The sequence below is a fragment of the Plantibacter sp. T3 genome (genome assembly GCF_902506515.1).
GTDB classification, from domain to species: Bacteria; Actinomycetota; Actinomycetes; order Actinomycetales; family Microbacteriaceae; genus Plantibacter; species Plantibacter auratus.
Genome location: NZ_LR733286.1, coordinates 3,745,913 through 3,758,502 on the forward strand (window position 1 = coordinate 3,745,913; position 12,590 = coordinate 3,758,502).

12 protein-coding genes are annotated in these 12,590 nt (G+C 69.0%); 8 read left to right on the plus strand and 4 right to left on the minus strand.

The features are described from left to right. Positions 1-4: 4 nt before the first annotated feature. Together GV015_RS17610 and GV015_RS17615 are read left to right on the plus strand one after the other, a co-directional pair. Positions 5-1,318, plus strand: a complete 1,314-nt coding sequence (locus tag GV015_RS17610) for a signal peptidase I (protein ID WP_236555524.1) — start codon at positions 5-7, stop codon at positions 1,316-1,318. Then, the gene (locus GV015_RS17615) at positions 1,318-1,896 is read left to right on the plus strand and encodes a hypothetical protein (RefSeq protein ID WP_159879705.1); all 579 of its coding nucleotides are present in this window, start codon (positions 1,318-1,320) and stop codon (positions 1,894-1,896) included. The genes GV015_RS17610 and GV015_RS17615 overlap by 1 nt, the downstream gene beginning before the upstream one ends. On the opposite strand, the gene GV015_RS17620 is transcribed toward GV015_RS17615, so the two are convergent. After that, on the minus strand, positions 1,886-2,899 hold the full coding sequence (locus GV015_RS17620) for a LacI family DNA-binding transcriptional regulator (RefSeq protein ID WP_159879707.1): 1,014 nt from the start codon (positions 2,897-2,899) through the stop codon (positions 1,886-1,888). The genes GV015_RS17615 and GV015_RS17620 overlap by 11 nt on opposite strands. A 221-nt stretch (positions 2,900-3,120) precedes the next feature. Between GV015_RS17620 and GV015_RS17625 the strand changes: the two genes are divergently transcribed. The 5 genes from GV015_RS17625 to GV015_RS17645 all read left to right on the plus strand — a co-directional run bounded on the left by GV015_RS17625 (position 3,121) and on the right by GV015_RS17645 (position 9,868). Continuing rightward, the gene (locus GV015_RS17625) at positions 3,121-4,062 is read left to right on the plus strand and encodes a carbohydrate ABC transporter permease (RefSeq protein ID WP_159879709.1); all 942 of its coding nucleotides are present in this window, start codon (positions 3,121-3,123) and stop codon (positions 4,060-4,062) included. Next, positions 4,055-4,984 (plus strand): carbohydrate ABC transporter permease, encoded by a 930-nt coding sequence (locus GV015_RS17630; RefSeq protein ID WP_085512504.1) that lies wholly within the window; start codon positions 4,055-4,057, stop codon positions 4,982-4,984. The genes GV015_RS17625 and GV015_RS17630 overlap by 8 nt, the downstream gene beginning before the upstream one ends. Positions 4,985-5,135: 151 nt before the next feature. Further along, entirely contained in the window at positions 5,136-6,464 is a 1,329-nt protein-coding gene (locus GV015_RS17635; RefSeq protein WP_159879711.1) for an ABC transporter substrate-binding protein, read from the plus strand. Positions 6,465-6,502: 38 nt separating this feature from the next. Further along, positions 6,503-7,831, plus strand: coding sequence for an ABC transporter substrate-binding protein (locus tag GV015_RS17640; RefSeq protein ID WP_159879713.1), 1,329 nt, complete (start codon positions 6,503-6,505; stop codon positions 7,829-7,831). Between the two features lie 174 nt (positions 7,832-8,005). Beyond that, entirely contained in the window at positions 8,006-9,868 is a 1,863-nt protein-coding gene (locus tag GV015_RS17645) for a glycoside hydrolase family 2 protein (protein WP_159879715.1), read from the plus strand. A 241-nt stretch (positions 9,869-10,109) separates the two neighbouring features. On the opposite strand, the gene GV015_RS17650 is transcribed toward GV015_RS17645, so the two are convergent. Then, complete coding sequence (locus GV015_RS17650; RefSeq protein WP_159879717.1) at positions 10,110-10,979, minus strand: type II CAAX endopeptidase family protein; 870 nt, start codon at positions 10,977-10,979, stop codon at positions 10,110-10,112. Beyond that, complete coding sequence (locus GV015_RS17655; RefSeq protein ID WP_159879719.1) at positions 10,976-11,410, minus strand: hypothetical protein; 435 nt, start codon at positions 11,408-11,410, stop codon at positions 10,976-10,978. The genes GV015_RS17650 and GV015_RS17655 overlap by 4 nt, the downstream gene beginning before the upstream one ends. 257 nt (positions 11,411-11,667) lie before the next feature. Between GV015_RS17655 and GV015_RS17660 the strand changes: the two genes are divergently transcribed. Then, complete coding sequence (locus GV015_RS17660; RefSeq protein WP_064296076.1) at positions 11,668-11,847, plus strand: hypothetical protein; 180 nt, start codon at positions 11,668-11,670, stop codon at positions 11,845-11,847. Between the two features lie 77 nt (positions 11,848-11,924). Here the strand turns inward: GV015_RS17660 and GV015_RS17665 are convergent, their stop codons facing one another. Continuing rightward, positions 11,925-12,467 carry a hypothetical protein gene (locus tag GV015_RS17665; RefSeq protein WP_124769927.1) on the minus strand — a complete coding sequence of 181 codons (543 nt, stop codon included), beginning with the start codon at positions 12,465-12,467 and terminating at the stop codon, positions 11,925-11,927. Between the last annotated feature and the right edge of the window lie 123 nt (positions 12,468-12,590).

The following is a 12,590-nucleotide window of genomic DNA, read 5'->3' on the forward strand; positions in this document are numbered from 1 at the left end:
CACCGTGACCCGACCCTCCACGGAAGCGATCGACGCCACCGAGCGGCAGCACCCCCGCCGCTCGGTGGCGTCGATCGTCGGCAGCACCCTGCTGAACCTCGCCGCCGTCGGCGGGGTGGTCTGCATCGTGCTCGTCATCCTCGCGACCTGCTTCAACATCACCCTCATCATGTTCAAGACCGGTTCCATGAGCCCGACGATCCCCACCGGCTCACTCGCGCTCGTCCGCGAGATCCCCGCGTCCGACATCGCGGTCGGCGATGTGGTGACGGTGGATCGCGCTGGTCAGCTGCCGGTCACCCACCGCGTCACCTCGGTGACCGCCGGTGTCGACTCCGCAGGCCCACAGCGGACGATCACCATGCAGGGAGACGCGAACCTGTCGGAGGACCCCGAGCCATACACCGTCTCGACGGTCCGCATCGTGCTCGCCTCGGTGCCCGGGCTCGCGTACCTCGTCGTGTGGCTGTCCAACCCGTGGGTCCTGGCCGGATTGACGCTCAGCTGTTCGGCCCTCGTCATGTGGGCGTTCTGGCCGCGCTCCGACCGTAAGCGCCCGCCAGGTGGCTCGGGAGGGACCGACGGAAACGGTCGTACTGCTTCCCGACACCGATCCTCCACGGTCGGCGACGACGGAACCGGTCCACGACCGGCCCGCCACGCCGCGCTCCGCTGCTCACCGGTCGCCCTCCTCCTCGGAGCCGGCCTCGCGATCGGCGGCGCCGCTCCCGCGCACGCCGAGCCGATGGTCGACGTCATCACCGGTGAGGCGGTCGTCCTCACCTCGATCGGCGACCCGTCGGCCATGCGATCCCTCACTCCGGGTCGGTCGACGCCCTGGGAGGTGGGTGTCAGCACCAAGCCCGAAGCCACACCGGGATCCATCGACGTGTCCATGGTCGGCTCCGGCTCGTCGGAGCTCGGGCTCGTCATGGTGGTCGACGCCTGCTCCGTCCGCTGGACCGCGGCCGGCTGCGTCGGCACCGTCACCCACCTGTTCGACGAGATGGCGGTGCCCGTCGACGGCGTCCAGCGCGCAGTGCTCTCGATGCGCAGCTCGGAGGCGTGGTGGCTGAGGTTCGACGTCCGGATGCCGTCCGGTACAGCGGCGGCGAACGCCTCGGTCGCCCTCACGGTCACCGCCGAGGGCATCGGCGACGACGTCTCGGTCTCGCCCGGCCCGATCACCACCCTCCCCCGCACCGGCGCGAGCATCGAATTCGCCGTGTGGGCGGCTGCGGGCGCGATCCTGATCGGTCTCGTCGGCGCGTGGTTCGGCGCGCTGCGTCAGCACTCGCGTTCGGCGAGGGGCGCTTGATGAAACCAGGTCGGTCGAGACACGTCGCGGCGGTCGTCCTCGCGACCGCTGTCGCGCTCGTCGCGGCTCCTGCTCCGCAACCGGTGGAGGCCGCATGGCAGGACGCCGAGTCGGGTGCCGCGACGTTCGCCGCACTGAGCATCCCCAAGCCCGTCTACCTCGCCGGAGCAAGCGGATGCTCCATCTCGACGACGTCGGTGCTCGGCGTCGGTCTGGTCATCAACTCCTACACCCTGACGTTCACCATGCCGGAGGGGTACGGCGCGGCGGACATCCAGGTCGGCGGCGGGAACACGTCGGCCACGATCGCGCTCGCTTCCGCGGCGGTCACACCGGCCGCGACCTCGCCGACCCCGAACCCGACGAGGCAGTACTCCGTCACGTTCAACCGCGGTCTCCTCGACGGACTGCTCACCGGGCTACTCGGCGGAACCGGCTATCTCGGCGTCCGCGTAGCTCCATCGAGCCTGAGCGTTCCGCCGCTCGCCCGAGACACGATCTGGACGTCGCCGTGGGCCATCGTGCAGGTGGGGACGGGCCTCCTCGGGACGAACCCGACGTGCGCCGTCATCGGGTGAGTCGCGCCGGACCGGACGACTCTCTGACGATCAGCTCGAACCCGGCGCGCACCCGCCGCCCCGGCCCGACGTGCCCGGCCACGCGTTCGACCAGCATCGCGACCGCCTCGCGGGCGATGGCCTCCTTGTCGGGCGCGACCGTCGTCAGTGACCGCATCGCGTACCGGCCGTCCTCGATGTCGTCGAAGCCGACCACCGCCAGGTCGCGCGGGATGTCGACACCGCGATCCCACGCGGCACGCATCGCGCCCAGCGCCATGAGGTCGTTGAAGCAGAACACCCCGTCAGGAGGATCGCCGGCGTCGAGCATTCCACCCATGACCGCTGCACCACTCGCGCGATCGTATTCCCCTTCGGCCATATACCGGTTCGGGTCGAGTCCTGCCTCCTGCATCGCGCGGGTGAACCCGTCCACGCGCTGCTTCGCGGTGCCCGTGGAGTGGGCCTGCCGACCGATGGCGCCGATGCGGGTGCATCCCCGTTCGATCAGGTGCCGGGTCGCCACGTAAGCCGCCTCGGTACCGTCGATGGCGACGTGGTCCGCGCTCGCGCCGTAGTCGCGCTCGCCGAGCAGGACGATCGGCTGGGTCGCGGCGGCTGCTTCGACGTCGGCGGCCGTGAGGTTGAGCGCGTTGAGCAGCACGCCGTCGAACGTCGAGGACACCGCTCCCCCGGTGAGCACGGCGCGCTCGCGTTCCGGGTCGCCGTTCGTCTGGTCGACGACGAGGGTGAGCGAGCGCTTCGTGAGTTCGGGGATGAGGCAGCGGGCCAGGTCGGAGAAGTACGGAACGTCGAGCTCGGGGACGACGAGGGCGATGAGTCCGCTGCGGTTGTTCCGGAGTCCTCTCGCGTGCGGATTGGGCCGATAGCCGAGCTCGTCGATGACCGCCTGCACGCGCTTGCGGGTCTCGGCACCGACCCGTCCCGGCAGGTTCACGACGTCCGACACCGTGCGCTGGGAGACGCCGGCCGCCTGCGCGACATCCCGTGCGGTCACTGCCATCCGTGCCTCCCCGTCGGTCGCGCGCGCTCCACCGTGCGCCGGTACTGACGCAAGCGTACCGACTCCACGACCGCCGGATACCAACGGAAACCGATTTCCAAATCCGTCTTGTGCTACGTAGCACAAGCGGTTAGCGTGTCTCCCTGTCAGCACGGTCGCAGCGAGTCGAAGGAGATGCGCAGCATGTTCGAGAGCCCACCACCCATCACCCGAGCCGCCACATGAGCGCGCTCAACGAGCTGCGCGCGCTGCGGACGCCGAAGGGGGCGATCAAGCATCGCGACGCCTCCGAGTTCCGGGACAACCGCGCGGCGCTCCTCTTCCTCGGCCCCTGGATCATCGGCTTCCTCGTCATCACGCTCGGGCCGGTCCTCGTCTCGCTGTACCTGTCGTTCACCGACTACAACCTCCTCCAGAACCCGAACTTCACCGGGCTGGAGAATGCGCAGCGGATGGTCGAGGACCCCCGCCTGCACCAGTCCCTCGGAGTGACGATCACCTACGTCCTGGTCTCGGTGCCGTTGCAGCTCATGGTCGCCCTGGCGATCGCGGTCCTCCTGGACCGCGGCCTGCGCGGACTCTCGTTCTACCGGTCGGCGCTGTACCTGCCGTCGCTGCTCGGTGGCAGCGTCGCGATCGCCGTCCTCTGGCGCCTCGTCTTCGGTTCGAGCGGCCTCGTCAACGCCCTGCTCGCCGTCTTCGGTATCCAGGGCCCCGGTTGGATCTCGGAACCCGACACCGCGCTGTCGACGCTGATCATCCTGCACGTGTGGACGTTCGGTGCTCCGATGGTGATCTTCCTCGCCGGGCTCCGCCAGATCCCGCGGCAGTACTACGAGGCGGCGTCGACGGACGGTGCCGGCCGGTGGACGCAGTTCCGGTCGATCACCCTGCCGCTGCTCAGCCCGATCATCTTCTTCAACCTCGTGCTCGGCATCATCGGCGCGTTCCAGTCGTTCACGCAGGCCTACGTGGTGTCGAACGGATCGGGCGGGCCGTCCGACTCGACGCTGTTCATCACGCTGTACCTGTACCAGAAGGGCTTCGGCAGCTTCCAGATGGGGTACGCGTCGGCGATCGCGTGGCTCCTGCTCATCATCATCGCCGCCGCCACGGCCATCAACTTCTGGGCCTCGAAGTATTGGGTGTTCTACGATGACTGACCTCAAGACCCGCCCCTCGTCCGAGGACGGCCTCTCGCCCGATGCGGCCGCCCGTCGCGAGCGGGGCGACGCTCAGCGCGCCAAGCTCCTGCGCCGCCAGCGGATCTCGAGCATCGGCAAGCATGCGCTGCTGATCCTCCTCGGGCTGCTGATGCTGTACCCCGTGCTGTGGATGGTGGTGTCGTCGCTCCGCCCGAACGGGTACATCTTCGACAACCCGGGCCTCGTGCTCGACACCTTCGAGGCGTCGAACTACACGAACGGCTGGAACGCTCTGGCGCAGCCGTTCGGCAGCTACCTGGCGAACTCGGCGATCGTCGTCGTCGGCTCGATCATCGGCAACCTGCTCACCTGCTCGCTCGCCGCGTACGGCTTCGCCCGGCTGCGGTTCCGGTTCAAGCGCTTCGCCTTCGCGGCGATGCTGCTCACGATGATGCTGCCGATCCACGTGCTGATCATCCCGCAGTACGTCATCTTCGCCCAGCTCGACTGGATCAACACCTACCTGCCGCTCATCGTTCCGAAGTTCCTCGCGACGGACGCGTTCTTCATCTTCCTCATGGTGCAGTTCATCCGCGGCATCCCCCGGGAGCTCGACGAAGCGGCGCGCATCGACGGAGCCGGGCACCTGCGGATCTTCGTGCAGATCATGCTCCCGCTCATGACCCCGGCCCTCGCGACGACGGCGATCTTCACCTTCATCTGGACGTGGAACGACTTCTTCGGCCAGCTGATCTTCGTGACCGACCCCGACAAGTACACGTCGTCGGTCGCCCTCCGCTCGTTCGTCGACACGCAGTCGCAATCGGACTACGGTGCCCTCTTCGCGATGAGCGTCGTCACCCTGCTGCCGGTGTTTCTCGCATTCCTGTTCGGTCAGCGCTTCCTCCTGCGGGGCATCGCGACCACCGGAGGCAAGTAGGCCCGGGGCCGTACTTGGTGTCCTGAGCCTGTCGAAGGGCCCGGCCCCCGACCCACTGCCGGCCCCCGAGCCACAACCCGGTCCCTGAGTCCTCAACCGGTCCCTGAGCCTGTCGAAGGGCCAACCGATCCACCCCATGCAAAGGAGAACCATGCGACGCCACCTCCGCCCCCGGTCCCGCATCTTCGGCTTCACGGCCGCCACCGCCGTCTCCGCACTCGCCCTCACCGGCTGTGCCGTGGGCGGCGGGAACGGCGACGCGTCCCTCAGCGACGAGGACGTCACCATCTCGTTCGCGTGGTGGGGCGCGAGTGCGCGTGATGAGCGCACGCGCGCTGCGATCGACCTCTTCGAGGAGCAGTACCCGAACATCACGGTGAAGCCCCAGTCCACCGAGTGGGGTGGGTACTGGGACAAGCTCGCCACGACCGCCGCGGGTGGCAACGCACCCGACGTGATGCAGTTCGACCAGACGCACCTCTCCTCCTACGCGCAGCGCGGAGCACTCGCCGACGTCGACGAGTACGCCGACGTCCTCGACACCTCGGAGTTCCCGGAGCCGCTCCTCGATCAGGGCAGGGTCGACGGCAAGCTGCACGGCGTCCCGGCCGGCGTGGGGTCGACGGGCGTCCTCGTGAACACGAGCGTCCTCGCGCAGTACGGCGTCGATCTCCCCGATCCCACGACGTGGACCTGGGACGACCTGACGGCGACGGCACTCGCCGTGACGGAGGCATCCGGTGGCGCGGTGCACGGCATCACCCCCTTCGGCGGGGACATGCCGACGCTCACCCTGTGGGCCAGGCAGCACGGCAACGACGTCTACGACACCGAGGGCGAGCTCATCCTGGAGGAGTCGGTCCTCACCGACTACTGGGACTACGCGCTCGCGCAGATCGACAGCGGTGCCGCACCGACGGCATCGCAACTGGCTGAGCAGGCCGGTTCTGCGCTCGACCTGTCCGACATCGCGACAGGGAAGACCGCGTTCACCTTCGCACCGTCCGCGCTCGTCACCGCGTACCAGGCCGCCGCACCCGACAGCACCTTCGACCTCGTCCCCATCCCGGCGGATGCGGACGCGACGGACGGCTACATGTACGTCCGCCCGTCCATGTACTGGACGGTCTCGTCGCAGTCCGAGCACCCTGCTGAGGCGGCGCTGCTCATCGACTTCCTGACCTCGGAGCCGGCGGTCGCCAAGCTGTTCGGCACGGAGCGCGGCATGCCGGCCACGCCCACCTTCCAGGAGGCGGTCGCGCCGGACCTCACGCCCGGCGATCAGGTCGTCGCTGATGCGATCGAGTCCGCGACCGCACTGTCGGGCGACGCACCCGGCATCACCCCGGTCGGTGCCGAGGACGCGGAGTCCATGCTCGCCCGGTACAACCAAGACGTCCAGTTCGGCAGGAAGACCACGGCCGAAGCCGCGAAGGCCTACATCGACGAACTCCGTACGGCGATCACCGCCGCGAGCTGAGCCCCTCCCACCCAATCCACCCCATGCAAAGGAGCATCATGCAACGCCAACCACGATCCCGGTCCCGTCTCCTCGGCTTCGCAGCCGCAACCGCCATCTCGGCGCTCGCCCTCAGCGGCTGCGCCGTCGGCGGTGGGAACGGCGACGCCGCGCTCAGCGACGAGGACGTCACCATCACCTTCAACTGGTGGGGTGCCACGGCCCGCGACGAGCGCACCCGCGCGGCCATCGACCTCTTCGAGAAGAAGTACCCGAACATCACCGTGAAGGGCCAGTCCACCGAGTGGGGCGGTTACTGGGACAAGCTCGCCACCACGGTCGCCGGCGGAGACGCCCCCGACGTCATGCAGTTCGACCAGCTCTACCTCGCCTCCTACGCCCAGCGCGGGGCCCTCGCCGACCTCGGTGCGCTCGACGAGTTCCTCGACACTTCCGACCTCAGCGCGGAGGTGCTCGACCAGGGCAGGGTGAAGGACGAGCTGTACGGCGTGCCGATCGGCGTCGGCACCGTCGGTCTCATGGTCAACCGGTCCATCTTCGAGCAGTACGGGATCCAGCTGCCCGACGCGACGACCTGGACCTGGGACGAGCTCAACGAGGTCGCCCTGCAGGTGACCGAGGCCTCGGGCGGTGCCGTCCACGGGATGTCCCCCTTCGGCGGCGACATGCCGACCCTCACCCTGTGGGCCCGGCAGCACGGCAACGACATCTACGACAAGGAGGGCAAGGTCATCCTGAAGCCCGAGGTCGTGGAGAGCTACTGGCAGTACGCACTCGACCAGATCGAGAGCGGCGCGGCCCCGAGCGCCTCGCAGCTGGCCGAGGGCAACGGTGTGGCGATCGACCTCATGGACATGAGTACGGGCAAGGTCGCGATGACCTTCCAGCCGTCGTCGGTGCTCACCGCCTTCCAGGCCGCTGCGCCCGACCACCAGCTCGACCTGCTGCCGTTCCCGGCGAGCGAGGATTCGTCTGCAGGGTTCCAGTACCTGAAGCCGTCGATGTACTGGTCGGTCTCGTCGAAGTCCGAGCACCCCGCTGAGGCGGCGTTGCTGGTGGACTTCCTCACGACGGACACCGAGGTCGCGAAGCTGTTCGGCACCGAGCGCGGCATGCCCGCGAACCCGGACTTCCAGAAGGCGATCGACCCCGACCTGACGCCGACGGACCGCATCGTGGCCGGCGTGGTCGACGCCGCACGCGAGGAGTCCGGCACCCCGCCGGCGATCACGCCCGTCGGTGGCGGCGACAGCGAGAAGATCCTCGGCCGCTACAACCAGGACGTCCAGTTCGGCAAGACGACGCCCAAGGAGGCCGCTGAAGCCTTCGTCGCCGAGCTGACGAAGGCCGTCGACGACGCCCGGTAGCAACTCCCCCACCCTTCGACAGGCTCCGCCCCCTTAGTCCCTGAGCCGACCCCCGGTCCCTGAGCCTGTCGAAGGACCTAACCGCCCTCGGTCTCTGAGCCCCACCCCCGGTCCCTGAGCCTGTCGAAGGGCCGACGACACCTCCACCCATCACGACGCATCGGAACGACACCCATGACGCACCCTCTCCTCTTCCCCGCCCCGCTGCCGAGCGGCCGCGCCGACTCCACGCCGCAGCCGCGCCCGGAGTACCCCCGGCCGCAGCTCGTCCGTGATGGCTGGGTCAATCTCAACGGCCTGTGGGAGTTCGAGATCGACGCCGGCGACAGCGGGCTCGAGCGCGGGCTCCTCGGCCGCGAACTGACCGGCCGCATCCTCGTCCCGTTCGCGCCGGAGTCGGCCGCATCGGGCGTCGAGCACACGGACTTCATGGAGGCGGTCTGGTACCGCACGCGGTTCACGGTGCCGGCCGGCTGGCAGGGGAAGCACGGCGTGCTGCACTTCGGTGCCGTCGACCACGACACGACCGTGTGGGTCGACGGGGTCGAGGCGATGCGGCACCGGGGTGGCTTCACGCCGATCCGGGTGCCGCTCGGTGCCGTCGAGCCGGGCCAGGAGCTGGAGATCGTGGTGCGCGCCCGCGACACCCGCCACGAGCCGAAGGCCGGTGGGAAGCAGGCCACCTGGTACGGCAACACCGACTGCTACTACACCCGCACGACGGGGATCTGGCAGACGGTCTGGGTGGAGGCCGTCGACGAGCTGCACCTGCGTCGGTTCACGGTGGTCCCCGATGCGGTCGCCGCGCGCTTCGACTGCACGCTCATCCCCAGTCGCAACGCCGCCGGTGCGACCGCGACGGTGACCCTGTCCGCCGGCGATGTCGTCGTCGCGAGCGAGACCGCGCACCTCGGCTCGACGATGTCGCCGTCGGTGCGACTCGAGGTCCCGGCGGACCAGCAGCGGCTCTGGAGTCCCGCCGACCCGTTCCTCTATACCCTCGACATCGAGATCCGCGATGGTGCGGGCGGCGTCACCGACCGCGTCTCGAGCTACGCGGGGCTGCGCAGTGTCGCGATCGACGGCACCGCGGTGCTGATCAACGGCGAGCACGTCTTCCAGCGGCTCGTGCTCGACCAGGGGTACTGGCCGTCCTCGCTCATGACCGCGCCGGACGACGACGCGCTCGTGGCCGACATCACGCTCGGGCTGGACGCCGGTTTCAACGGTGCGCGGCTCCACCAGAAGGTGTTCGAGGAACGGTACCTCTATCACGCGGACCGGCTCGGGTATCTGGTGTGGGGCGAGTTCGGCGACTGGGGCGTGTCCGGCGCGGGCACGGTCGGTCACAACCAGGGTCCGACGGCGTCGTTCATCACGCAGTGGATCGAGGCATTGGAGCGCGACGTCAACCATCCGTCGATCATCGGCTGGTGCCCCTTGAACGAGACGCACCAGACGCTGCACGACCGGGTGACCGTCCTCGACGACGTCACGCGTGGCATGTTCCTCGCGACGAAGCTCGTCGACCCGAGTCGCCCGGTGATCGACGCCTCGGGCTACGCGCACCGGGTGCGGGAGACGGACGTGTGGGACGCGCACTCCTACGAGCAGGACCCGGCGGCGTTCGCCGTCGAGCAGCGCGGGATCGCGGTCGGAGAGCCGTTCACGAACCTCGAGGACGGACGCACGATCTCCTTGCCGTACGAGGGGCAGCCGTTCTTCGTGTCGGAGTTCGGCGGCATCTGGTGGAACGCGGAGCTCGCCGCCGCAGACACCGGCGGTGACTCCTGGGGCTACGGTGCGCGGGTGGCGTCGGTCGAGGAGTTCCACGAGCGCTTCGCGGGGCTCGTCCGGGTGCTGACCGACGACGAGAACATGTTCGGCTACTGCTACACGCAGCTCACCGACACGTTCCAGGAGCAGAACGGCGTCTACGACTTCGATCGCAGGCCGAAGTTCGACCTGGCCCGCGTGCGTGCGGTGCTCGCGGCCGACGCCGCCTACGAGCGTCGGGTCCGCCCCTCCACGCCGTGACCCCTCGGTCCCCGCCGGTCCCTGAGCCTCCGCCGGTCCCTGAGCCTCCGCCGCTCCCTGAGCCTCCGCCGGTCCCTGAGCCTCCGCCGGTCCCTGAGCCTCCGCCGCTCCCTGAGCCTCCGCCGCTCCCTGAGCCCCCGCCGCTCCCTGAGCCCCCGCCGGTCCCTGAGCCTCCGCGGCTCCCTGAGCCTGTCGAAGGGCCCACGGGCTCCCCGCTTCGCCCAGGGACCGGCACCCGGGTTCAGCTGCCGCTGCGTGCCAGCGTCAGCAGCACCGTGAAGGTGTTGAACCACACGTGCGTCCAGATGCCCGGTCCGAGGCGTCGGGTCGTCGCGGCGTAGACACCGTTCACCGTGCCGAGCACGAGGATGGTGAGTCCGAGCGTCACCATGGTGACCGGGCTGCCCCAGCCCTCATAGAGGTGGACGATGGCGAAGATCAGTGCGCTCGCTCCCACCGAGACGATGGCCGCTGTGCGACGTCGGGCGGTCGAGGGCGTCGCCGCACCTCGGCGCACGCCGTTCGCCGTCCGTCCGCGGAGGATCGTGTTCCGGAACCCGCGGAGCAGGAGCCCGCGGAAGAGCGCTTCCTCGCAGAACGGCGCGACGATCGCGGTGACGAACACGGTGTTCACCAGTACCCAGACGAGCTCTGGCGACGGCGGGGCGATGTTCGACTTGGGTGTCTCGCCGGTGAGGGCGATGACGAACTGGCCGATCATGCCGCCGATCAGCTGGATGCCGACGGCGGAACCGAGCCCGATGAACACGTCGAACCAGCGGAAGCGGAGTCCGAAATCCTTCGCCCAGGACCCGCTTCCCCAGGTGCGGCACACGATCGCGAGGGCGACGAGGATGCCGCCGTCGAAGATGATCCACATGATCATCGTGCCGACCTCGCCGGACAGGACGCCGAAGGTCCGCGCGAGTTCGACGACGACGAGGAGCGCGATGATCGCGACGAAGGTCACCAGCGCGGTCGGGGTACCCCACCGGGTGTCAGGCGAGGGGGTGTAGGGCAGGCGCGCCTCGGCGCGGCGCGCTTCGGCCCGTTCCTGGCGCGAGCCCGGGCGCGGGGCGGTCTCCGCCGGTGCAGCGGAGTGGTCGCTCATCGCTTGTTCGCGGCGAAGTACTCGCGTGCTGCCGGCACGTACATCTGGACGATCGCGACGATGGTCACGATGACGAAGATGAAGGAGAGCGGGTTGAGGGCGATCAGCCCGGTGATCGAGCCGAGGACGGAGAGGATGCCGACCACGGTGAGAACGATCCGAGCCCAGTTGCGACCCCGGAGCATGAAGAAGGCGAACAGCACGTGGAGTGCGCCGACGATGAACGCGCCGACGGCGGTCGAGATCAGGAGCACGCTCGAGGAGAGCACGCCTCCCGAGGCCGACTGTTCGGCTGCGGCCTCGGCGACGGTTCCGGCCGACATCGCGGCGGTGACGCCGGAGATGACGGAGAGGACGGCGGAGACGACCCACAGCCAGAAGGAGATGACGATCGGCGTGGGGGCGGTCTTGGTACCAGCGGTCGTGGCCATGATGCTCGTTTCGGTCGTGGAGGATCCGACGACCGGACCCAGGCTGCTCGAAGGGTATTGCCGCACCCCTGTCCCCCGGAAGGGAGGTATGTCCCGGCCTATCCGTTTTCCGCAAGATAGCCGGTCCCCTTGGTCCCTGAGCTTGTCGAAGGGCCCGGCCCCCTTGGTCCCTGAGCCTGTCGAAGGGCCAAGAACCGCCGCCCGCGCACCCTGTCAAGCCTGCTCACGCGCGCTCGCGTACCTCTTAACCTGTCCCCATGACGAACGACACGAACGACACCGACCAGAACAGCAGCGAGGGAACGCCGAAGCCGGGCGGCCTGGGCGAGAACCAGACCATCCCCAACAGCGAGGACGGCCTCGCGGTCGGCCACGACCCCGACGCCTCGAACTTCAACCAGGAGGAGGACCCCGACCACCCGAGCGACGACGCGTAGGGTTCGGGAACGACGAAACGGCGGCCGGTGCAGAAGCACCGACCGCCGTTTCGTGTGCGGCGTGAGCCGCGGTGTGACTAGGCCGCGAGCGAAGCGCGCTGGCGACGAACCATGACGAGGACCGCGATGAGCGCTGCGCCGAGGGCGACTGCGCCGGCTGCGCCCCAGACGACGAACGCCGGAGCGCCGAAGCCGGTGTCAGCGAGGTCGTTGTCGTTGCCGCCCGAGCCGGAGCCGGCAGCGGTGACCGTGAGGGTCGCGTTCACGGTGACGAGCGAGGTCAGGCCGGTGGCCGTGACCGTGTACGTGCCGGACGCGTTGCTGGGGAGCGTCACGTTGAGGTTGACGGCACCCGTTCCGGAAGCCGTCTTCTGGAGCGACTTCGAGTCGACCGCCGCGAGGGTGGCGCCCGAGGCGTTCTCACCGGTCAGCGTGAACGAGACCGTCTCGCCGGGCTGGAAGGATCCGGCGGTGAAGGCGACCGTGCTGGTGCCGCCCGGCGTGATCGTGCCACTGACCGTGACGGATCCGTCGGGAGCGTAGAAGGCGTTGGCTGCGACAGGCGCGATGAACAGGCCCGCGAGGACCAGCGCGAAGATCGCGGTGATTTTCTTGATCATGAGTGTCCCCTTGAAGGCGTTGCAGGTGTGCTGGTGCAATGACAGTGCTGTAGCCGACCGCCTTGACGCTGTCGTCGTGCGGCGGAAGTAGATCGTGCCTCCCCGACACCCCCCGAAAACGGG

Bases quoted from the DNA above. Each gene is read 5' to 3' on its own strand.
- GV015_RS17615 (WP_159879705.1), top strand. From the start codon at position 1,318: ATGAAACCAGGTCGGTCGAGACACGTCGCGGCGGTCGTCCTCGCGACC.
- GV015_RS17620 (WP_159879707.1), bottom strand. From the start codon at position 2,899: ATGGCAGTGACCGCACGGGATGTCGCGCAGGCGGCCGGCGTCTCCCAG.
- GV015_RS17625 (WP_159879709.1), top strand. From the start codon at position 3,121: ATGAGCGCGCTCAACGAGCTGCGCGCGCTGCGGACGCCGAAGGGGGCG.
- GV015_RS17630 (WP_085512504.1), top strand. From the start codon at position 4,055: ATGACTGACCTCAAGACCCGCCCCTCGTCCGAGGACGGCCTCTCGCCC.
- GV015_RS17635 (WP_159879711.1), top strand. From the start codon at position 5,136: ATGCGACGCCACCTCCGCCCCCGGTCCCGCATCTTCGGCTTCACGGCC.
- GV015_RS17640 (WP_159879713.1), top strand. From the start codon at position 6,503: ATGCAACGCCAACCACGATCCCGGTCCCGTCTCCTCGGCTTCGCAGCC.
- GV015_RS17645 (WP_159879715.1), top strand. From the start codon at position 8,006: ATGACGCACCCTCTCCTCTTCCCCGCCCCGCTGCCGAGCGGCCGCGCC.
- GV015_RS17650 (WP_159879717.1), bottom strand. From the start codon at position 10,979: ATGAGCGACCACTCCGCTGCACCGGCGGAGACCGCCCCGCGCCCGGGC.
- GV015_RS17655 (WP_159879719.1), bottom strand. From the start codon at position 11,410: ATGGCCACGACCGCTGGTACCAAGACCGCCCCCACGCCGATCGTCATC.
- GV015_RS17660 (WP_064296076.1), top strand. From the start codon at position 11,668: ATGACGAACGACACGAACGACACCGACCAGAACAGCAGCGAGGGAACG.
- GV015_RS17665 (WP_124769927.1), bottom strand. From the start codon at position 12,467: ATGATCAAGAAAATCACCGCGATCTTCGCGCTGGTCCTCGCGGGCCTG.